We start from the raw sequence: 22,185 nt of genomic DNA, 5'->3' as shown, positions 1-22,185 counted from the left end.
AATCAACGATTTCAAACAACTTAGGTGTACTTTAATGTTCAAAATAGAAAGCTTAGAAACAGACTCAAAAAACTTTGTGTCTTTTGTGGTTAAGAAATTTATTGGTTTCTTAATAGCGGTTTTAATAGGTATTATTCAATCCTCCATCCAAAGGAATGCTTGTTCCGGTAAGATAATTTGAATATTCTGAAGCAAGGAAAGCCACAAGATGTCCGTATTCTTCAGGCTGCCCGAATCTTTTCATCGGAATTTTATTTTCCCTTGCCTTTTTTATTTCTTCTTCAGAATTGCCGGTTTGCTGGGATTCATGGGCAACAAGTTTCTGAATTCTTTCAGTATCAAAATATCCCGTCAACACATTATTTACTGTAATATTATGTTGTGCAATTTCATTGGAAAGGGTTTTAGCCCAGGCGATTACAGCGGAACGAATTGAATTGGATAATGCGAGATTTCCAATCGGTTCTTTTACTGAAAGGGATGAAACATTAATGATACGCCCGTTTTTCTGTTGGATCATGTGAGGCAAAGCCAGTAATGTTGTTTCACAAACCGTTTTAAAAAGAAGATCAAATGCTTTCTGATAATCATCTGTGTTTTTATCAACTGCAAGGCCGGGTTCCGGACCATTTGTATTATTAACAAGGATATCTACCGGATGTTCATTAAAATATCCTCCAATTATTTTCTTATAGCTTTCAAAATCTGAAAAGTCAGCAACAAGATATGCATGTTTCTGACCGGCATTAATAACCGGAAGGGATGAAACAAAATCTTTAAGTTTAGCTTCATTGCGAGCCATAACGGTAACATTGGCCCCGCATTTTGCCAGTTCTATGGCGATTCCTGCTCCTATTCCCTGAGTGGCTCCTCCCACTAAAGCGTTTTTTGAAAAAAGTTGAATATTCATCTTTGTAATGAGTATTGATTATCTGTATAAATATAAGCAATCTTTATTTTTAATGATCATTTAATGCACAGCAGGCTCTATTTTATACAACAGTAAACACCAGCGTAAGCCGGTGTTTCAGTATTTGTGTTATTAGAATTTTTGCTAAAAGAATAATGCCTGATATGGGAACTTTAAAGGAATTAATCTCCGATACGGAAAACAAGTAATTGGGTTGAGGTTGCAGCCAGGCTCATTCCTGCTCCTCCACAGTTACCGGATTGGCCTCTTCCAAGAGTTATCGTCCATGTTCTGTTGGCTGGAACAGTGGTAGCATAGGTTATGGTACCTCCGTGATTAGAAAGGGCTCCTTCTGAGTGTGAAGCTGTACTGTGAATTCGAGTAGAACCTGTGTTAAGAGGGAAATCTATAAAATATGAGCTGATAGTACATCCTGTTGCATTATGAGTTGCTTCATACACAAAAGTCATCTGATAAGTTCCTGCAGGAAATGTAATAGTACTTGTTCCTGCATTATAGCTCATACCGGGAATGGTATTTTTAACAACAGACATAGGGACCACCTGTGATCCGCCTGCACCTTGTGCCTGCAAGAAATTGGTCTGTGCAGTTTCCAGTCTGAAAACTGCAGGATTTGGAATAGATAAAGCGCCTAATGTACCGATACTTTTAACAACACCAGTCGCATCCACTACCAACAGAGGATCTGTAGTGGTATTTCCTGCAGAAAGCCCCTGTACTCGCAACGGATCGGTTCCATTGATATGAAGCTTATTCGTTGGAACCGTAGTCCCGATTCCCATGTTTCCAGCGGCTGTAACAGCTACATCATTGGCCTGTTGTGCCGCTGAAGGTGTTCCTGTAGCAGGATTATCTTTGGCCGCATCAATATTGAAAACGCCCTGTGGATTGGAAGTCTGAATACCTACCTGCGCACTTATAAAAATACAATTTCCTGTTAGAAGAAATAAAGAATAGATAAGTTTACGTTTCATAATAAGTGATTTTTGATCAATATTAAAGTGATTTTTAAAACAAAAAGCTAAAATTATTGTGATAAAATTAAAAATTAAACCTAAATAATCACTTTATATTAAAACAAATATAATAAATTTCACACAAAAGAGAACTAGGCTTATAAAAAATAATTGTTAATTTTTCAATAAACTCAATTTCAATTTCAGCATTCCATTCACAGATTATATAATAAGCATAGTTATTTAGAAACTTTTATTTATATTCATAAGATTGTTATTCTTATATAAACCCTGTACTTTTTGAAAAATCAGATTTATCAATCTTTCAGATAATAATTTTGAACAATACAAAAAACCTTCTTAATATATAAGAAGGTTTCTTTTAATTTTAAATGATAATCTATTTGACCACGGTTGCTTCCAATTCCACTTTTAAAGTTTCAAACAAACCTTTCACTTCAAGCATTGTTACGGCTTGCTGAATTTTATGTCTGCCAATCCATTCCTGAAGAATAGGAAAATGAGGCCAGAGTTCTTCCGTAGAAGTAGTATAAATATTTAATCTTACAATACCGCTGCATTCATACCCTGCTGTAGTAATCACTTCTTCCAGGTTGGCAATAGCCTGTTCCAGCTGTGATTTCATGTCCTTATCACTGGACGTTCCATCAGGATCAATAGCTGCCTGTCCTGAGCAGTATAAGGTACTTTCAACATTTTTCACCTCCACCGCCTGGGAGTAACTTCTTTCATCCTGCCATTTCCATGGATTAACTGTTCTTTTTTCCATTGTCTTTAATTTGTTATTTGTTACGATACAAAATTGCAGAACAAATACAGCAGATCTCCGTGATCCGGATCACGATTATAGTGTGAGTTCAATCACAATGTTATAAAGGCAGACGGCTCAGAGTTTCTCTGGAAACCCCTAAGTAGGCAGCCAAAAGAGACTTCGGAACACGTTGTACAAGGGAAGGATATTTCTTTAAAAGTTGCTCATAGCGTTCTTTAATTCCTGTTGTCATCATGGAAATGGTACGCTGCTGAGCAGTGATAAAACCCATATAGGCCTTTTCAAGGAAAAAATGTTCCAGCTTTGGGAGTTGCCCGCAAAGTTTTCTGTAATCTTCCAGTTTAATACAAAGTACTTCTGTATCTTCCAGACATTCCAGAGACATTGTTGCCAAGGTTTGCTGATAGTAAGCCGGAAAATCTGTTTCCCACCAGTCTTCCATGGCAAACCCTACAATATGTTCTTTTCCGGTTTCATCGGTGTAAACCAGTTTTAACAGACCTTTCAATACAAAATAGTTGTAAGGAACCGCTTCTCCTTCCTGCACTAAAAACTGATGTTTTTTATATTTTTTATAGGTAAAGCAGGATGATATGAATTCAAATTCATCATCATTAAGAGGAATTATTTTTTCAATATGGGTCCTAAGCTGGTGCAGCATATTCTCTTTATTATTGTAAAAGTACTCTTTTTTCAGTAAGACATTTAAATTCGTTCATATCAACTCCTATTTCTGCAAGAGCAGGCAGGATAAGGGGAATCATTATTAAATTTAAATTAAGGCTTTTCGTTCAGTAGTTCATCAATCTGCTTGTAAAATGAATCTTTACTATAATCTGCTAATCCTTTATGATGCAGACGGATTTCTCCTTTTTTATCAAGTACAACAGTTGTTGGTAAAGATCCGCTATACAATACATCTGGGATATTGCCGGCTGATACCAGAAAAGGAACCGTAAAGCCTTTCTCTTTTAAATAAGATTTTCCCAGACTTACATTATCATCCAGATTTACTGTAAGAAATACAAAGTCCGGATGGTTTCTGTATTGGTCATATAATTTCTGAACAGACGGAAACTCCGCCCTGCAGGGAGGGCACCATGACGCCCAGAAGTTAATGAAGATTACTTTATTTTGTAAAGCGGAAACATCGATCATTGTTCCATCTTCATTTTTCAGTATAAAGCCATTATAAGAAGCGTGGCTTGAAGTATTTTTTGTTTCTTTTGCATCTGATATGCCGGAATTGAGGATTCCGGTGGAAGCAACCTGCCTCATAAGCCATGCCTTTGCATCCTTATTCACCAACAGGATAATGAATAACACAGTAAGTACAGCAGTAGAGCCATTTTTCTTCAGCCAGATTTTCAGATTTTCCATATTCTTCCACTTAATTCCCTGCCAATATAAGACTAATATTCTGATCGAAAAGTCACACGAATATTTTTTTAAGCAAAATTCCTTAATTCGCGAGACGCTTTAAACAAAATAATCTAAAACCTGATCATGTCAGTAATAAAGTTTACCCGGCAGCCGTTAATAAGTTACTTTCAATATAGCCAATGAAAACAAGAGATATATCCCCATCCAATGCTTAATATCGTCTTTTTATGTAACAAACTTATTTTAAATTGCTCTCACATTTTCAAAAATCTGGTTTTTTCCAAGGGATTTATTTCATAATTAATACATTACGTGTAACAAATCCCCTATTCATCCAACTAATCAAACATTATCAAAAAATTAATTCATAGATAAGAGATCTACCACTTTAAAATAAACTAATGCAAACATCCTTTCTAAAAATTACCGCAGCCACCGCTGCGCTCTGTTTCAGTACTCTCGCAATAGCCCAAAAAACCTATTCCGTAAGTGGGACGGTAAAAGACAAAAAAAACGGTGAGCTGCTCATCGGAGTATCTGTAAAGGTAAGTGAAGATCCCGCCATTAATGTTGTTGCTAATGAATATGGCTTTTATTCCCTTTCACTGCCGGAGGGAAATTATACTCTTATTATTTCGAATCCGGGATATAAGGATTTTGAACAGCAGATCAAAGTGGACCAGAATATAAAACTTGATCTTCCTCTTATTCCTCAGGAAACAGAGACAAAAGCCATTGACGAAGTAGTGGTAACCGCTATAAAAAAGGATAAAAACTTAACGTCTGCCCAAATGGGAGCGGAAACATTAAACATTAAAAACATCGAAAAACTTCCTGTCCTTTTCGGGGAAAAGGATGTGATGAAAACCATACAGCTTTTACCGGGCATCAAAAGTAATGGTGAAGGAAGCAGCGGATTCAGTGTAAGAGGCGGCGCTACAGACCAAAACCTGATATTGCTGGATGAAGCACCGGTTTATAATGCATCTCACCTTCTTGGTTTTTTCAGTACGTTCAACAGTGATGCCCTGAAAGATGCCAGCATCATTAAAGGAAACAGCCCCGCACAATATGGAGGCCGGCTTTCTTCCGTATTGGATGTTAAAATGAAGGACGGAAACAATAAAGACTATAACGTGAACGGAGGAGTCGGTCTTATCAGCAGCAGGCTGAGTGTGGAAGGCCCTATTCAGAAAGAAAAGTCGTCATTCATTGTTTCAGGAAGAAGAACGTATGCCGATTTGTTCCTTAAGACCAGTAAGGATTATAAAGACAATAAGCTATATTTTTATGATCTTAACCTGAAGGCCAATTATCAGATCAATGAAAACAACCGTATTTACCTGTCGGGCTATTTCGGAAGAGATGTTCTGGGACTGGGAGATACTTTCAATACAGACTGGGGAAATACTACGGCCACGTTGAGATGGAACAGTATTATCAGCAGTAAGCTATTTTCCAATACATCATTTATTTACAGTAATTATGATTATAAAATCAGTCTGAAAAATGATGATACAGTATTTGATTTAAATTCAAAAATCCGTGACTGGAATCTGAAGCAGGATTTTACCTGGTTTGCAGGAAACAAGCATTCTGTAAAATTCGGACTGCAGTCTATTTATCACACGCTTACCCCAAGCAGTGCTTCCGGTACTACGGTAAGCAGCTTTGCAAGAAATCCGAGATACTCCTGGGAAAATGCAGTTTATATCAATGATGATTATAAAGCAACGGAGAAGCTGACCATCAATTACGGGGCAAGGCTTTCCATATTCAGTGTATTGGGAGGTGATACCTTCAATACTTATGAGAATGGAATACTTACCGATAGTAAATTCTTAGAGAAGGGAAAATTCGGGAAAACCTATGTGAATATTGAACCGCGTATCAGTGCCAACTACCGCATCAACGAAGTGAGCAGTGTGAAAGGAGGCTATTCCAGAAACACTCAGAATCTTCACCTGTTAAGCAACAGCAACAGCGGAAATCCTACCGACCAGTGGATCGGAAGCAGCTATACGGTAAAACCGGAAATTGCAGACCAGATCAGTCTTGGGTACAGCAGAAATTTTAATAACAACAATTATGAATTGAATGCTGAGGTATACTATAAAGACATGAAAAACCAGATCGACTTCAAAAACGGGGCTCAGATTGGCTTTGATACAGGAGCGGATGTAGAAAGTGAACTGTTATTCGGAAAAGGAAGAGCATACGGGCTGGAACTTATCGCCAAAAAGAAAAGCGGAAAACTGACAGGATGGATTTCGTATACGCTTTCCAAAACGGAAAGAAAGATCAACGGAATCAATAACAACGAATGGTACAATGCAAGAATGGATAAAACACACGATCTTTCTATTGTTGCAACATATCAGCTTAATCCGAAATGGAGTTTTTCAGGACTGTTCGTTTACAGCACAGGAAATGCTGTTACCTTCCCTACCGGAAAATATGAGCTGAACGGGCAAACCATATTCCAGTACAGCAACAGAAATGCAGACAGAATGCCTGCTTATCACAGAATGGACTTAAGTGCTACTTATGAGCCTAGTTCTAATAAGCGTTTCCGCGGTTCATGGACATTTGGTATTTATAATTTGTATGGCCGTGAAAATGCCTACACCATTAATTTTGAAGACAATCCTGACCGTCCCGGAACAACCCGTGCCATGCAGACCTCTTTATTCCGCTGGGTACCTAACATCACTTATAATTTCAAATTCTAAATCATGAAAAATACTTTTTATATCATATTATCTCTTCTGGCATTAACTTCTTGTGAAAAGGAAGTTGATCTTGATCTGAATGATCAGAGCGGAAACATTGTCATTGAAGGAAATGTTACGAACCAGCCAGGTCCTTACACCGTAAAAATCACAAAATCAGTTGGCTTTTCAGAGCCTAATCAATACCCCGCTGTTACCGGTGCCCAGGTTATTTTAAGTGATGATATGGGACAGTCCGAAACACTTCAATATACAGGAAACGGAGTGTATCAAACCTCAACTTTTACGGGGTCACCCGGCAGAACCTATACATTGAAAGTACAGGCTGAAGGAAAAGAATATACTGCCCAGAGCAAAATGCCTGAAGTGGTTTATTTCGACGGATTGAAACAAAGTTCTTTTAAGTTTGGTGATAAGACTACTTATACCCTCTTACCACTTTTTACCGACCCAATAATGCTTGGGAACCGTTATCTTTTCATTTTTACGATCAATGATCTCCCTAAAAAATACATGAATACCATTTCAGATAATGTCAATAACGGATTGCCTAACCAGCAACCTCTGATCCTTCCCAATGATGATAACAAAGGCAGAGATCACGAAGTAGTTGCAGGTGATAAAATTCATGTGGAAATGCAGTCTATAGACACGAATGTATTCACCTATTACAGTGCATTACTTCAGATTTCAGGTGGTAATGGGGGAACCGCTACTCCAACCAATCCTCCGAGCAATATCAGCAACGGAGCATTGGGATATTTTTCAGCGCACACAACAGACACGGAGACTTTTGTAATCCAGCCTCCTGTAACTCCATAAATTTAAAAAGGATATTCATCTCAGAATATCCTTTTTTATTTTTCGTTTATCTGAATCTTCTTTTCAGGGAATAATACCTATACAAAAGTTTATCATACCGGATGACAAAGAATAATAATCCTGCAGTCACGATCAGCGTTTTCAGCTGAATGAAGCTATAAACAAAACCACCAACAATACATCCTGAGAAAAAGCAGGCAATAATCACCAGCTTCAGGGTAATATTCTTTTTAAGCTGGCGCTGTTCATTTTCCCGCTCCTTAAATAACAGCTTTGAAAGCTCTATTCCCAGATCGGTAAACAGCCCGGTAAGATGGGTAGTTCTCACTACAGACTGGGATACTCTTGTTACCAATGAATTCTGAACCCCCATTGCAAAAAGCAAAAGCCCGGCAATTGTATAAGGAGATATTGAAATGCCTAATGGCTTCCCTCCTGATATTCCTACAAAGCCCAATATCAGAATTTCAGTAACCAAAGGAATGAGGTGTGGACGGAACATTTTATGCCCCGATGAAAATTCTACCATAAAGCTTGAGCAGAACGCACCGCCAAGGAAACACAGAATAAAGATGAAGTATATAAATGCTTTGCTGTAATGATCCAGAAGAATCTCCTCAGAAAAAAAGGCAAAATGCCCGGTTATATTCGTAGTAAGCACTTTAACAGACAAAACACCTGCAATATTCACGATTCCGGCAACAAATGAAAGTGCGGATGCCAGCTTAAGGTTATGAAAATAGGTTCTGTTTTTCCCTCTGTGTCTGAACATTCTGAATCTTTAAGAAATGTATTGCTGTAAAAAAACAGCTGGATAAAATAAATAAGTAAAAAAAAAATAATTTAGAAATGTCAGTATCAACTGTGAAAAACATGTCCGCTTAAATATCTATCCAGTGTTCTTTATAAATTTACTATTGCGCTTTATTATAAAAACCTGTTGTTTTAATAATGATGACAGTTCTGAAACTGCGTCCAAAAGACCTCTCTGAAAAGCCTGTTTCTTATTTCAGGATCAATTTCATTACTTTTGTAAAAGTAATCCGTTCAGGAAAAAAATGTTGTGATGCTGATCATCTTTAAATGTGATTTAAGTTAAAAACTGAGCGTATTTAACAGCCTGTAAAGAAAAATTATGATCTCAAAATTTATTTTCAACAATCAATACCTTTTTGATGAACTTCCTGAGTATGATAAAAACCTGCTTACAGGAGCTATGAAAACCAAAAATTACCGTAAAAATGAACCTGTATTTACTGACGGAACAAAGCCTAACGGCGTCTATTATCTGAATGAAGGGAAAATAAAGAAATACAAGGTGGATAATGACGGAAGGGAACAGATTATTTACATTTACACCTCCGGTGAGTTTTTAGGTTATTCAGCTATTCTGAGCAATGAATCTTACGGTGACACAGCATCAACACTGGAAAATTCTGTGATTTCCTTTATTTCAAAAGACAGTTTTCTTGATATTCTCAATCAGTCATCAGTACTTTCAAGGCTGCTGCTGAAGTCTTTAAGTCATGAATTCAGTGTGATGGCCAATCTTATTGCAGTATTGTCCCATCGGACCGTTCGGGAAAGAGCTGCTCTCAGCTTACTGATTCTTCATGATAAGTATAAATCAAATGGCACACCAGACAATGAAGTATTCATTACCCTTTCGCGCATAGATCTTGCCAATATGGTTGGAACCGCCAGAGAGACTTTGGCCCGCATCATCAATGATTTTAAACAGGAAAAATTAATCAGATCTGAAGGACGGAAAATACAAATTACCGACTTTAAGCGGCTAATTCATATTGCTAATTTTTATTAATTTATCTTTTTACTTTCAGCTTTTTCCTGTTCTTGTTTGATTTTCATGAGCATATCAATAGCATCCGGATTTTTGGGGTTAAGAGATAATGATTTACCATAGTTCATAATGGCAGCCTTATAATCTTTTGCCATCCAGTAAGCCTCTCCCAGACTATCAAATAAATTAGCATTTTCAGGATACATTTCTGTAGCGAAGGTAAAAATCTTAATAGCAGCGCCTATTTGTTTTTTGTCCCGCATCCATTCATATCCGATATAATTGCTGAGCCAGGCTAAACCTGATGTAGCTTTATAATTTTCGATTTCTTCTTTAGTTTTACCGGCTGTTCCTTTTGCCCAGATATCCTGGAGGTATCCCGCAGGATTATCTGCATCATTATATTTTTTATAAAATAATACGCCTTCTGAAGTGGCAGGAAAAAGGTCTGCCATCATGTAGGAATGGGTCCCTTTTTTCAATTCTTTCTCAAGATTAATTTCGACTGAATGAGAGAAATCATGATGAAGAAAAAGCTGTATTGTTCCTTTATTCAGATCATAGATATTGGTATACTGTGTATCTTTAACATGCATCTGATCCATCACTGAAGAACAGAAAGCCGGCGTTCCGTCGGGTTTCCGGGCTTTAAGAAAACTGATACCTTTCATATAATAATCCAGCTTTTTCTTATCTTCTTCAACGGTACTTTTTGTAGGATTAAAATTCGACTGAATATAGTATTCCTGATTTCCCAGAACCAAAGCTCCGCCTTCTACAAGTAAATATTCTCCTGTTTTATCAACAAACATCATCACACTGGAAGTCAGAAAACTCATATCTATAGTAGACAAATAGTCTTTTACCTGATGAACTGTATTAAAATTTGCCATTACATAATGTACAATATCCCGAACCGGCTTTTGAACCTTCCCTTCCTGTTTGGGAACTGAAATTTCCGGAGTGGCAAATCCATCAAAGACTAACCCGGCTTCGTTCATGGCTCCCTGAGGAAAACGATTGATAAAACCAACATAGGCTACTCCGTATTTATCCTGCTGTTTAGGCTCAAACCAGATTTCAGCATTGGGACTTACCCAATCTTCATTATTTCCAACGATTGTCTTTCCCTTATGGGTCATTTTAAACATGCTGCAGCCATAAAAGGAATGGCTAAGGAAAAGGAGAAAAAAAATTAATACTTTGATTTTCATAGGTTATCATTTTGGCGCTATCAAATTTAATCAAAAAAATAAAAACTGTTAATGACTACTGACAATCTGCTGTCATAACCAGCTCTTACCTTTGTTTAAAATAATTTTAATAAAGTACCCTTATGAAACTTACCTCATTAAGACTCATCAGTAAAGACATCAAAGCAGCAGTAGCATTTTATGAACAGGTTATAGGTATAACTGCCACATGGTATACAGAAGATTTTGCAGAACTCTCTGCTAATTCTATCACAATCGCTATAGGAAGTACCCGGACAATGCAAATGTTCTCAGAAGGTCTGACAGATTTTTCAGGAACAAAATCAACCATAATAGAATTTCTTGTTAAAAACGTAGACGAAGAATATGAAAGAATTAAAGAGATAGCATCTGAAATCATCCAGGAGCCAACAACAATGCCTTGGGGAAACCGATCTCTGCTGTTCTGTGATCCGGATGGAAATATGATCAACTTTTTCACCCCGGTAAGCGAAGAGGCAGTGGAAAAATTCAGTTAAGTTTTAAACAACTTTATCAGCAAAAAAATAAAACCTCACTGACCAACAGCGAGGTTTTATTCTGATTTTTAAAAGTCGTCTTATTTTCCCAGGAATTCAATAGCTTTGGCAACAAATGTATCATGGTACTGGTAAAAAGAAGCGTGTCCCGAATCAGGAAAAATAACCAGTTCTGCATGGTCTAAATGCTGAGCCATATTTTTAGCATTCTGAACAGACACCGGAAGGTCATTTTCACCATGAACAATCAGTACCGGATTTTTAATCTTCTCTATTTCTGTAAGGGCATCAGCATTAGGCTGGGCCCAGCTCAATACAGCTGTAAACTGTGCGTTGGAAGCAGCATCACTCAATGGAATATCTCTGTCTGTAGTACGGAGCTGAATTCTTGCAAAAGAAGCTTTTCCTTCCGCAATACTCTGTGCAGATTCTGTAAATCCGAATTTAAGAAATGAAGCTTCAGGACTCAATCCGGCAGTTCCTGCAACAATAGCAGGCAGATTAGACAATCCGATTGCGCCCTGTGGTCCTGTCCCGGTTAAAATTACTTTATTGATCAGTGACGGATTGGTCAGCGTTATTCGCTGTGCAACAAATCCACCCATAGAAAATCCCATGATATTCACTTTGGTCAGATTTAACGCTTTGATAAAGTCTACCGCATCATCGGCCATTGCCTGAACAGTATTGGGAGTTGTTCCTTTTGAGGAAGATACACCTTTATTATCAAAGATAATTACTTTATACTGTTTTGCAAGACCATCTGTCACTGCAGGATCCCAGTCATCCATGGAACCGCCTAATCCCGGCAGCAATACCAATGGAATTCCATCTTCTTTTCCTAAAACACGGTATGCAATGGCATTGCCCTTAACGGTTACGAATTGGGTCTTGGCAGTTTGGTGGTTTCTGTTTTGTACCTCCTGTATCGTGGGAGGCTCATTTTCTTCAGTGCAGGATACTGTCGCTACAGTAAAAAGAGTTAGGCATAATAAGCTTAAGGCGGAGATTTTTCTGATTGTTTTCATTGTAGTTTATTTTTGTTTGATTATGATGCAAACATATAACACAAAAACAGGCAGAACACCTGAAAGCTTTATCAACAGGACATTTTGGTGACTCAATTAGACATTTGGAATAGTGAAAATTAAAACAGGATGTTTAAAATGTTCTTAAAAACGTTCTATTTTGTTTTTAACGTACTAAGAGTTTTCATCGCTTTATCAGCATCTTCTTTTGCTACAAATATATGGTCATGGAAATAAGCGGCGACTACATTACAGCTGATATTTTCGTTTTTTAGGGCATTGGCAAAGGCAGCGGTAAGTCCTATGGCTTCCAGTGAAGAATGGACAGTAAGAGTTATCCATGAAGAGATATAGCTGTAAGCCATACTCCATTCATCTGCTATGGTTTTCTCCAGCACAATGGTAACAGCTTCATGTTCACGGAAGAAAAACAGAATCTTCTCTATCTCCGGAACTTCTCCGAGGGTTTTAACAGTACAAAATACATATTCTCCGGCATTCAATACCGGTTCCATCTTTTGAAGCAATATCGTTAAGTCTTTTTCTCCTGACATTTTTTTGGCTACAAAACTAAGGTACAGATGGCAGCATTCATTTATCATTTGATAAAAAAAGATTCAATACTATTTTATCAGCGGGTTTAAAGAGATTTTCTGTTCAAAAATAAAAAAGGAGGCTTGCTGCCTCCTCTTTGTTTTTGTACTGTAACCTATTAACTGAACTTCACTATATGTGTTTGTGTTTTTTTTGATCATTTGGTTTTTTTTAAGAAGTCCGTTTAAGGTTATTCATACACTTCTTTAATTTCATCACTGTGTTATTAATTTTCATCATTTGTGTTTTTATAACTATCGTTTATTATTTGTATAGTTATAAATCATCATTTGTTTTTTTGTGTATGAAATTCTAATAATCGGAGCAATTCTCATTTGCTTTTTCATTATTTAAATTTCACATTACAAAGGAACAACATTATAAAATAAAATCCTCTATAAACCCCATCGATACATGTCGATTCGTTTATAGATATTTATCGATAAATATGATATTCTGATAAAATAAAGTGATGAACCCCCTTTAAAAATTATAGTTTATGATGGGTTTTGATAAGGTCAACAAGCTCAACCATATTTTCGATCTTCAGTTTTTCAAAGATATTTTTTTTGATTGTGCTTACTGTATTTTGTTTGATATTCAGGCTGTTTGAAATTTCCAGGTTTCCATACCCTTCAGCATAGAGTTCTGCAATCTGCAGTTCTCTTTTGGTCAAAATGCTGAGAGGACTTATCAGGTCAGGATTATAAACGAACTGTACTAAAAGATTACGTAAAAGATCAGAAAAATATTCTCCTTTTTCGATAAAAGCTGTAACCGCCTCCTTTACCTCTTCTTCTTCACTCAGTTTGCTGAGGTAACCGTTAGCACCGGCTTTGATAAATTTAAGTCCGTGCAGTTCCTCTTCAAGTCCTGTAAAAATCAAAATTTTAATATCAGGATTTATACTCTTCATCTGAGGAATAATATGAAGACTGTTTCCGTCCGGGAAATGAGCATCAATGATAGCCATCTCTATCCCTTTTGATTCTACCAGCTCCAATACCTGATGTAAAGATGAAGTCTGGTAAACCCTGGCGTTAGGAGCAATATCACTGATAACAATTTCCATTCCCTGACGTACAATACTGTGATCGTCTGCAAGCAGGAATATAATTTCTTTATTTAGAATTGATGTTTCCATTAGTATTACGATTTAAATTGATCCTGAATGTCACTTTCGTTCCTTTGTGCAGTTTGCTTTCAACTGATATATCACCATCGAAAAGCTCTACAATTTCTTTTACAAGATTAAGGCCAAGCCCTGCTCCAAGATTATCTACTTCATCAGACACCATTCCCTGATAATAGGGGTCAAAAATTTTACCAAGATCAGATTCTGATATTCCCACTCCGGTATCTCCTACAGTTGTAATGAGGGTAATTTTATTTTCTCCGGCGGGTTCTGTAGACATTACAAGATCGATCTGACCGTTTTCTGTGAATTTGTTGGCATTTCCGAGAATATTCATGAAAATCTGATTGATTCTGATATTATCCGAATATACCATTATATCTTCAGGGATTCTGTCCGTTACCACAAACCTGTTGTTTCTGGTTTCCAGATAAGGGGTAATTACCTTTACGATAGAACTGATCTCGTTCTTAAGATTAAAAACTGATTTTATAAGTTCTTTTTCAGCATTTTCATTTTTGGTGTATTCCAGAATCTGATTGGACTGCAGAAGCAAAGTACTGTTCGTAAACTTTATTGATTTCAGATAATCCCTGATTGTTTCATCCTCTGTGGTTCTGTGGATCTTATCAATGAAAATATTGATGATTTTTAACGGCGATCGCAGATCATGACTCAGCATTCCAAGAATCCTGTTTTTAAAATTAAGATTCTTTTTAATCTCTTTATTCGCAGCATTAAGTTTTTGTTCATAGATAAATGCAACTCTTGTAAAATACATGATCAGAATAGATACGATAAACATCAGAATCATTAATCCCAATACCAGATAAGTTCTTATTCTGTTATTGTTTGAACTCTGCTCGTTATATTCTTTTTCCAGTTGGGATTTAAAATCATTGATGGCATTTTCGTACACCTCTATCAACCCGTTGCTATACACCAGCAGCTTACTGAAGTTACTATAAAACTGGAGGCTGCTTTTCTGATTCCTGGCAGCAAGGAGCTGTATTTTTTTTACTTCAGCAGCATAATGCTTATCCATAGACTTTAATGTATTGTCCATTTTGGATTTTACCTGAGAAAGATCCAGCGTTTTGTTATTTGTCATAGTGATGACCGTACTTTCCTTCTGTACATCTACCTTTCCTGTTACAGCATCTTTTAGACGTCCGAAAAAGCCTTTCTTTTTAATGGTATCGGCATAAGTACGGGTTTGAATCTTGAAATCTTCAAAATCATTTTTATACTTGGCAGGTACATACTGCTTATCTTCAATATTGGCAGGTGGATTCAGGGAATTCTGGTATACTGAATCTATTAATGTTTTCAGCTTTGCAGTCTTTATCGTATCCTGGCGATGAAGAGCCAATGTTTTTTTCAGTCTGGGGCTGGTATTTTCATACGCTCCAATTTTATCAAAATTAATTTTAAGCTTTCTCAAAGACTGGAAATATAACTGTAGCTCTTTATTATCCTGAGTAGCCATATATTTCTGAAGATGCTCCTGGGCATCCAGGAAATCTTTTCTTGAATTATCTGTCAAACCACCTAAGGCACGGCTTTCTTCCAGCTGATCTTTAATAAATTTCAGCTTTTTTCCATTGACAAATTCGTTATAAAAAAATATGGCGATAATGACCTGTATCAGTAAAATACAAAGGATCAATGAGTAATGAACAAGTTTTCTCAATTTAAAATTTAAGAATTTATATTTCATATTTGTTTATCAGTTAAATTAATTTCCTGACCACATAAGTTCATGAGATATTAGCCTATAACAATATACCATTATTTTCAATAATTTCATAATACTGATATATCATCCAATTGGCAAAGTTAAAGTAATTTTTGTCTTCTTATAATAATGAATATTTGATAAAACCCTGGGAATTTATTTTTTTTTACTATTAAAACGTCTTACAGACATTCAGTTTTATTTACGTAAATCCGTTTTTTTAGATCAATTGCAAAAGTTGGGGCCATATAAAATATTCTAAATCTGTTGATTTATTATATCTGATGAATAATATCTAATCAGCAACATATGAAAAATAACAGATCATTACAATCAAATGGAATATTCTTTCCGGTGGTCAAAATCCATGTCAGAATTTTAATTGGTGTCTGGACTTCAGAATTTCTTAAGATTTCTAATCATTCATTCTAATTATATTCTTATCCATATCACCATCATTAGTATTTTCTATTTTTCTGATGAAATCCTGAGATGATATTTTCCTAACTTTTCAGTTTGAAACGAAGCAGAATATCCCGGATAATTCATTTGATGATCCAAGATATTCAAACCAATAACAGCAAAACAGCTTTATCATCTTATGACAGACAAAAATTTTAATCCTCAGAGAGGCTTTATATTCAGCAAACATGTGCCGGAGGAATTATCGCATTTTGACCGGGTCTTTGATGTATTCAAAGATTTGCTTACCCATACTTCCGGTGACATTGAAGAAGCCTTCGAGTGGCTGGATATGCTTGATCAGGAATATGATATTTTCAGCGATGAATATACGCTTCAGGATTTTGAAGAAGATCTGAAAAAAAGAGGTTATATCAAAGAAGAAGATCCCGAAGAGGGAAATACAGGAAGCGGAAAAGGTAAAAATATATTAACACCAAAACTGGAGGCAGCCCTTCGGGAATATGCCCTGGATCAGATTTTCGGAAAACTGAAGAAAAACGGAGCCGGGAATCACCGCACCAGCAAAACAGGAATCGGAGATGAACGCGATGGTGAAAACCGTTCGTATCAGTATGGAGATGACCTGGCGGCAGTGAACATGACTGAAAGCTTAAAAAATGCCCAGATCAATAACGGTATCGCAGATCTGCGCCTTACTGAAGATGACCTCATCGTAGAGGAAACCAAACACAAGGCGCAGATGAGTACTGTACTGATGATCGACATCAGCCACTCCATGATTTTATACGGTGAAGACCGCATAACACCGGCCAAAAAAGTAGCCATGGCACTTGTGGAGCTTATTAAGCGTAAATATCCTAAAGATTCCATCGATATTATAGTATTTGGAAACGAAGCATGGCCTATTAAGATCAAAGACCTTCCCTATCTGAAAGTAGGTCCTTATCATACCAATACAGTAGCCGGTCTGGAGCTGGCCATGGATATTTTGCGCAGAAAAAGAAATACCAACAAACAGATTTTTATGATCACCGACGGTAAGCCGAGCTGTATTCAGCTGCCCAGCGGAGAATTTTATATGAACAGTTTTGGATTGGATGAAAGGATCGTGAACCAATGCCTTAACAGAGCGGCACAGGCGAGAAAACTCAAAATTCCTATTACCACCTTTATGATTGCGCAGGATCCTTACCTCCGACAGTTTGTAGAAGAATTTACCGCTCAGAACAAAGGAAAAGCTTTCCTGACAGGACTTTCAGGCTTAGGACAAATGATTTTTGAAGATTATGAGAAAAACAGAATAAGAAGAATATAAAAATCAGAATTCTCTTAAAACATTACCATAAAATCTTACCAGATAATTAGTATTACAAGACAATGAAAAACGATATTACATTCAAAGAATTAAAAGACTCCGGTTACACCCATAAAACAATTAATGAGGAGATCCAGTCCAACCTGATTGCCAGAATTAAGGCTAAAGAACCTGTATTTGAAGGTCTCTGGGGATATGAAGATACTGTTGTTCCCCAATTGAAAAAAGCTATTCTTGCAGGCCACCACATCAATTTGCTTGGACTGCGCGGACAGGCAAAAACAAGAATTGCAAGAAGTATGGTCAACCTCCTTGATGAATATATGCCTGTTGTAAAAGGATCAGAAATCAACGACAGCCCGTTTCATCCGATTTCAAAATATGCAAGAGATCTTATTGAGGAGCTTGGCGATAACACTCCGATTTCCTGGGTACACCGCTCTCACCGTTTCTATGAAAAACTGGCCACTCCGGATGTGAATGTTGCTGATTTAATCGGAGATATAGACCCTATAAAAGCAGCTACTTTAAAGCTTCCTTATTCCGACGAACGTGTTTTACATTACGGGATGATTCCGCGAGCCAACCGCTCTATCTTTGTTTTAAATGAGCTGCCGGATCTACAGGCAAGAATCCAGGTTTCCCTGTTTAATATTTTGCAGGAAGGAGATATTCAGATCCGTGGTTTCCAGCTGAGAATGCCTCTTGACATTCAGTTTGTATTTACAGCCAACCCGGAAGATTATACCAACAGAGGAAGTATTGTTACTCCGTTGAAAGACAGAATCGGGTCTCAGATTTTCACCCATTATCCAAAAACCATTGCTCTTGCCCGTCAGATTACGGAACAGGAGGCTTTGATTTCTGCTGAAGATAAATCGCAGATACAAATTCCTGACCTTGCGAAAGATCTTTTGGAGGAAGTTGCTTTTGCAGCCCGTATCAGTGAATATGTAGATGCAAAAAGCGGTGTAAGTGCCCGTCTGACAATCAGTGCGATGGAAAATTTAGTTGCAGCAGCAAAATTACGACTGATTGAATCCGGTGAAGAGAGAACTACTGTTCGTCTGCTTGATTTCATGTCGATTATCCCATCTATTACAGGAAAAATTGAACTCGTGTATGAAGGTGAACAGGAAGGTGCCGATTATGTAGCCAAAATGCTGATCGACAAAGCTGTGATGACACAGTTTGAAAGCATATTCCCACGTATTTCCAAACTGGAAAAAGAAGGAATCAAAACACCGTACACCGATCTGATCAGATGGTTTAATAAAAATCACCTGGAACTTAATTACAATGATACAGATGAAGAATTCTATGCTAAACTTAATAAAATAGAACCTTTGGTAACCGTTGTTGAAGAAAATGCTTCCGAACTGAGTGCTGAGGACCAAAACTTCTGCAAAGAACTTGTGTTGTGGGCATTAACCATCAGCAATAAAATTGATAAATCCGAAAACCAGAATGCCTTCACATTTGATTCTCCCGGAATCGGTCAGTTTTTACGCAATTAAAAATAAAAATATCCTTATACATTAGAATAAACCTTCAGCCGGAGTCTGAAGGTTTTATTTTTTGAAAGCCATGTCTTATTTTTATTTCTTTTATTTGTAATATATTTCAGCTCCATATTGCTGAACATATTGAATCCTATGGAAGACAGTCTGAATTGCATTTACAGGGTTATAAATTTCCTGGAAAAGAATTACGATCAGCCCATCTCTGTAAAGGAACTGGAAGAAGTCTCCCATTATTCTTACCGGAATATCCAGCGTATTTTTAAATACAGTTGCGGAGAAACCATTGGCGGTTTTCAGCAAAGATTAAAAGTTGAAAACGCCTATAAACGAATTCTATATACTAAGGAAAATCTTAGTTGCATTGCGGTTGAAGTTGGTTTTGCCAATATCGCTTCCTTTTCCAAAGCTTTTAAACAACATTTCGGAATTTCACCCAAAGCTGCAAGACAGAATAAGGAAGAGCTCCTTTGTGGACACGAGATCCTTCCCATTACATCAGATGTATTGCTGGAACCCGAAATTGTGTATCTTAAACCTATGCAGGTATATTATCAGAGTACTAATACTTACTACAATAATGAAGAAATTGAAGTGCTTTGGGAAAAGTTCATGGAAAATAAATTTCATGATTCCGGGACAGAATATTTTGGAGTCATTGCAGATGAACCTTTAATCAAGACTGAAATCAGCTGCCGTTATGATGCATGCTCCTCCATGCAATCTGAGAATAAAAAACTTCCTTCAAAAATTATATTTGGGGGTAAATATGCCCGTTTTATCCATCCGGGCAGCTACGAGACAATCGATGAGACCTACACCAAAATCTATTCCCGCTGGATCTTTCATTCGGAGCTTGAATTTTCGCACACTCCCATTATAGAAAAATACGAAAGATATTCCGAACATGCAGAAAATGAAGAAGAACAGCTAACCTATATTTTATTACCTTTGAAGTAAGTTGTCAATTTAGGACAACTTTAAAAAAAATGATCGATCTAATTTTGCCCTGTTAAAAATAGATCAGTTATGCAAAAAAAGAAAATTATGTTCCCGTTATTACCTCTTCTTGTACTTTCTTGCTCAGCTACAGAGCTAACAGAAATTCCAGGTACTGCAAATCCGGAAACAGTGGTTTACAAAATGCCTGAAGAATCAGCTCCTCATGAAGGAACCTGGCTTCAATGGCCCCATCAGTATCAGTATGGAATGACTTATCGTAACCGATTAGATGCTACCTGGGTAGCGATGGCCAAAGAACTTGTACAAAGTGAAAAGGTTCACATCATTGCCTATGACGGGACAGAAAAAAATCGAATTATCGGACTATTAAACAGTGCCGGTGTCCCGCTTACCAATATTAATTTTAAGCTTTATCAAACCGATGACTTCTGGGTAAGAGACAATGGTCCTATCTATGTAAAAGACCAGAACGGCCAGTTATTCATTCAGGATTGGGGATTTAACGGCTGGGGAAACAAAGCCGATTACAGCAAATGCAACCTAATACCTTCTAAAATAGCAGCCGATACCAATATACCGAAAATCAATCTTAACTCTGTGATGATCAATGAAGGCGGAAGTGTGGAAATTGACGGAAACGGAGTATTAATGGCTTGTAAGAGTTCTATCCTGAATAACAACCGGAATCCGGGAATGACCCAACAGCAGGCAGAAGCTATATTTACTAAAAATTTAGGGGTAACTAAATTTATCTGGCTGAATGGAAAAGCTGGTCTTGATATTACAGATATGCACATTGATGGTTTTGCCCGGTTTGCCAATTCTTCCACCATTATCACAATGAGTCCTGATGATCTGGCCTACTGGCAGGTACCGGATGGAGATATTGATAAACTGTATGATGCTACTGCGAAAAACGGTTCTCCATATCAGTTTGTAAAGGTTCCTTTAACCAGAAATGATGTAGTTACCACGTACGGAAAGAATGTAGGGCGTGCTTCTTATATCAATTATTATATTGCGAATAACCGTGTATTGGTTCCTAATTATAACGACCCTAACGATGTGGTTGCCAACAATATTATCCAACAGCTTTATCCTGGCAAACAGGTGGTTGGTATAGACTGTCGGAATTTATTTGCCAATGGCGGAATGGTACATTGTGTAACACAGCAACAGCCTCAGTAAAAATGATATTAAAAAAATAAAGTCTGCTGAAAATCAGCAGACTTTCTTGATATAGAACGCCAGTCGCTTAAAATACTGTAAATTTGCCTGTCCATCTCATAAAAGATGGTTTTCTATTTTAAATATTATGAAAAAAACAGCAGTTTCTTTATTAGCCCTTCTTCTGAATATTGTTTGTCAGGCACAGAATTTCGATGTGATTCCTTTAGGAATATATGGTGGGGAGCAGGAAGATAATTTATCAGCTTATCTGGTAGGTGCCCCGAAAGACAATGCATTTTTATGCCTTGATGCAGGTACCGTCAATGCAGGAATCCGAAAAGCCATTCAGTTGAAAAGCCTTGACGGAACTACTGAAACAGTTCTGAAGGATCAGATAAAAGGATATTTCGTTTCACACGGCCACCTGGACCACCTTTCAGGCCTTATTATCAACTCCCCTGCTGATTCTAAAAAGGATATTTTTGCTATAGCTCCTGTAATTCAGATTTTGCAGAATCATTATTTCATCACAGATACCTGGATCAATTTTGCCGATCAGGGTCAGAAACCAATCCTTGGAAAATACCATTACAATGAACTTCAGGAAGGAACTGAGATCCCAGCCCCTAAGACACCGTTCTTTATAACAGGCTATGAACTGAGCCATGTGAATCCTTACAAAAGCAGTGCTGCACTGGTAAGAAGAGACGATCACTATCTGCTTTATCTGGGAGACACCGGCGCTGACCGTATCGAAAAATCCGACCGTCTTGAAAATCTTTGGAAAACAATAGCCCCGCTTGTTAAAAAAAGACAGTTAAACACCATATTAATTGAAGTTTCTTTCCCTAACAGCCAACCGGAGCATCTGTTGTTCGGGCATCTCACTCCTAACCTGTTAATTGAGGAACTGAGCAAACTTAAAGAAAAGACCGGACAAAAGAGTCTTGAGAACCTCAACATTGTGGTGACGCATAGAAAACCAACAGGAGATAATCCAGAACTGATTAAAAAAGAATTATTGCAAAGCAATCCTTTAAAAGTAAATTATATTTTTCCTGAACAGGGTAAAAAGATCAATTTACCATAATAACAGATCAAAAGATGGAGTCTATTTTAGCTCCATCTTTTTTATGATTTTTCAGT

General features: G+C 37.2%; 21 protein-coding genes. 10 read left to right on the top strand and 11 right to left on the bottom strand.

The window, feature by feature from the left end:
- Positions 1-121 precede the first annotated feature (121 nt).
- From EL165_RS00760 to EL165_RS00740, 5 genes are all read right to left on the bottom strand, one after another.
- Positions 122-910: an SDR family oxidoreductase gene (locus tag EL165_RS00760; RefSeq protein ID WP_002980199.1), complete on the bottom strand. Its 789-nt coding sequence runs from the start codon at positions 908-910 to the stop codon at positions 122-124.
- Between the two features lie 182 nt (positions 911-1,092).
- Entirely contained in the window at positions 1,093-1,905 is an 813-nt protein-coding gene (locus tag EL165_RS00755) for a hypothetical protein (protein ID WP_002980200.1), read from the bottom strand.
- A 382-nt stretch (positions 1,906-2,287) separates the two neighbouring features.
- On the bottom strand, positions 2,288-2,677 hold the full coding sequence (locus EL165_RS00750; RefSeq protein ID WP_002980201.1) for a RidA family protein: 390 nt from the start codon (positions 2,675-2,677) through the stop codon (positions 2,288-2,290).
- Positions 2,678-2,777: 100 nt separating this feature from the next.
- Positions 2,778-3,341, bottom strand: a complete 564-nt coding sequence (locus tag EL165_RS00745; protein WP_002980202.1) for a Crp/Fnr family transcriptional regulator — start codon at positions 3,339-3,341, stop codon at positions 2,778-2,780.
- A 116-nt stretch (positions 3,342-3,457) separates the two neighbouring features.
- Complete coding sequence (locus EL165_RS00740; protein ID WP_002980203.1) at positions 3,458-4,060, bottom strand: TlpA family protein disulfide reductase; 603 nt, start codon at positions 4,058-4,060, stop codon at positions 3,458-3,460.
- A gap of 404 nt (positions 4,061-4,464) precedes the next feature.
- Here EL165_RS00740 and EL165_RS00735 point away from each other — a divergent pair, with 404 nt between their 5' ends.
- Positions 4,465-6,795, top strand: coding sequence for a TonB-dependent receptor (locus tag EL165_RS00735; protein ID WP_002980204.1), 2,331 nt, complete (start codon positions 4,465-4,467; stop codon positions 6,793-6,795).
- A 3-nt stretch (positions 6,796-6,798) separates the two neighbouring features.
- The gene (locus tag EL165_RS00730) at positions 6,799-7,617 is read left to right on the top strand and encodes a DUF4249 domain-containing protein (protein ID WP_002980205.1); all 819 of its coding nucleotides are present in this window, start codon (positions 6,799-6,801) and stop codon (positions 7,615-7,617) included.
- 46 nt (positions 7,618-7,663) lie between these two features.
- Here EL165_RS00730 and EL165_RS00725 read toward each other — a convergent pair whose 3' ends face one another.
- On the bottom strand, positions 7,664-8,389 hold the full coding sequence (locus tag EL165_RS00725) for a YoaK family protein (RefSeq protein WP_002980206.1): 726 nt from the start codon (positions 8,387-8,389) through the stop codon (positions 7,664-7,666).
- 179 nt (positions 8,390-8,568) lie between these two features.
- Between EL165_RS00725 and EL165_RS26430 the strand changes: the two genes are divergently transcribed.
- Both EL165_RS26430 and EL165_RS00720 read left to right on the top strand, forming a co-directional pair.
- The gene (locus EL165_RS26430) at positions 8,569-8,700 is read left to right on the top strand and encodes a hypothetical protein (RefSeq protein ID WP_278353605.1); all 132 of its coding nucleotides are present in this window, start codon (positions 8,569-8,571) and stop codon (positions 8,698-8,700) included.
- Between the two features lie 52 nt (positions 8,701-8,752).
- Positions 8,753-9,439, top strand: a complete 687-nt coding sequence (locus tag EL165_RS00720; protein WP_002980208.1) for a Crp/Fnr family transcriptional regulator — start codon at positions 8,753-8,755, stop codon at positions 9,437-9,439.
- Here EL165_RS00720 and EL165_RS00715 read toward each other — a convergent pair.
- Positions 9,436-10,632: a hypothetical protein gene (locus tag EL165_RS00715; protein ID WP_041461511.1), complete on the bottom strand. Its 1,197-nt coding sequence runs from the start codon at positions 10,630-10,632 to the stop codon at positions 9,436-9,438. The genes EL165_RS00720 and EL165_RS00715 overlap by 4 nt on opposite strands.
- A gap of 122 nt (positions 10,633-10,754) precedes the next feature.
- On the opposite strand from EL165_RS00715, the gene EL165_RS00710 reads away from it, so the two are divergent.
- Entirely contained in the window at positions 10,755-11,150 is a 396-nt protein-coding gene (locus tag EL165_RS00710; protein ID WP_002980210.1) for a VOC family protein, read from the top strand.
- An 80-nt stretch (positions 11,151-11,230) separates the two neighbouring features.
- Here EL165_RS00710 and EL165_RS00705 read toward each other — a convergent pair whose 3' ends face one another.
- The 4 genes from EL165_RS00705 to EL165_RS00690 all read right to left on the bottom strand — a co-directional run bounded on the left by EL165_RS00705 (position 11,231) and on the right by EL165_RS00690 (position 15,600).
- Positions 11,231-12,178, bottom strand: coding sequence for an alpha/beta fold hydrolase (locus EL165_RS00705; protein WP_002980211.1), 948 nt, complete (start codon positions 12,176-12,178; stop codon positions 11,231-11,233).
- 155 nt (positions 12,179-12,333) lie between these two features.
- Positions 12,334-12,732 carry an ACT domain-containing protein gene (locus EL165_RS00700; RefSeq protein ID WP_041461512.1) on the bottom strand — a complete coding sequence of 133 codons (399 nt, stop codon included), beginning with the start codon at positions 12,730-12,732 and terminating at the stop codon, positions 12,334-12,336.
- Positions 12,733-13,262: 530 nt separating this feature from the next.
- Complete coding sequence (locus tag EL165_RS00695) at positions 13,263-13,916, bottom strand: response regulator transcription factor (protein ID WP_002980214.1); 654 nt, start codon at positions 13,914-13,916, stop codon at positions 13,263-13,265.
- A complete protein-coding gene (locus EL165_RS00690; RefSeq protein WP_228370534.1) occupies positions 13,894-15,600 on the bottom strand; it encodes a sensor histidine kinase in 1,707 nt (568 codons plus the stop codon). The genes EL165_RS00695 and EL165_RS00690 overlap by 23 nt, the downstream gene beginning before the upstream one ends.
- A gap of 646 nt (positions 15,601-16,246) precedes the next feature.
- Here EL165_RS00690 and EL165_RS00685 point away from each other — a divergent pair.
- The 5 genes from EL165_RS00685 (at position 16,247) to EL165_RS00665 (ending at position 22,129) form a co-directional block, all read left to right on the top strand.
- A complete protein-coding gene (locus tag EL165_RS00685; RefSeq protein WP_002980217.1) occupies positions 16,247-17,386 on the top strand; it encodes a vWA domain-containing protein in 1,140 nt (379 codons plus the stop codon).
- Positions 17,387-17,448: 62 nt separating this feature from the next.
- Positions 17,449-18,903 carry a sigma 54-interacting transcriptional regulator gene (locus tag EL165_RS00680; protein WP_002980218.1) on the top strand — a complete coding sequence of 485 codons (1,455 nt, stop codon included), beginning with the start codon at positions 17,449-17,451 and terminating at the stop codon, positions 18,901-18,903.
- A 138-nt stretch (positions 18,904-19,041) separates the two neighbouring features.
- Positions 19,042-19,866: an AraC family transcriptional regulator gene (locus EL165_RS00675; protein WP_002980220.1), complete on the top strand. Its 825-nt coding sequence runs from the start codon at positions 19,042-19,044 to the stop codon at positions 19,864-19,866.
- Positions 19,867-19,935: 69 nt separating this feature from the next.
- Positions 19,936-21,057 (top strand): agmatine deiminase family protein, encoded by a 1,122-nt coding sequence (locus EL165_RS00670; RefSeq protein WP_002980221.1) that lies wholly within the window; start codon positions 19,936-19,938, stop codon positions 21,055-21,057.
- Positions 21,058-21,184: 127 nt separating this feature from the next.
- Positions 21,185-22,129 (top strand): 3',5'-cyclic-nucleotide phosphodiesterase, encoded by a 945-nt coding sequence (locus EL165_RS00665; RefSeq protein ID WP_002980222.1) that lies wholly within the window; start codon positions 21,185-21,187, stop codon positions 22,127-22,129.
- Positions 22,130-22,185 lie beyond the last annotated feature (56 nt).

Origin of the sequence: Chryseobacterium gleum (genome assembly GCF_900636535.1) — a bacterium.
Lineage (GTDB): Bacteria > Bacteroidota > Bacteroidia > Flavobacteriales > Weeksellaceae > Chryseobacterium > Chryseobacterium gleum.
The sequence above is the reverse complement of the archived record's forward strand: the minus strand, read 5'-3'. Positions and strand labels throughout refer to the sequence as shown.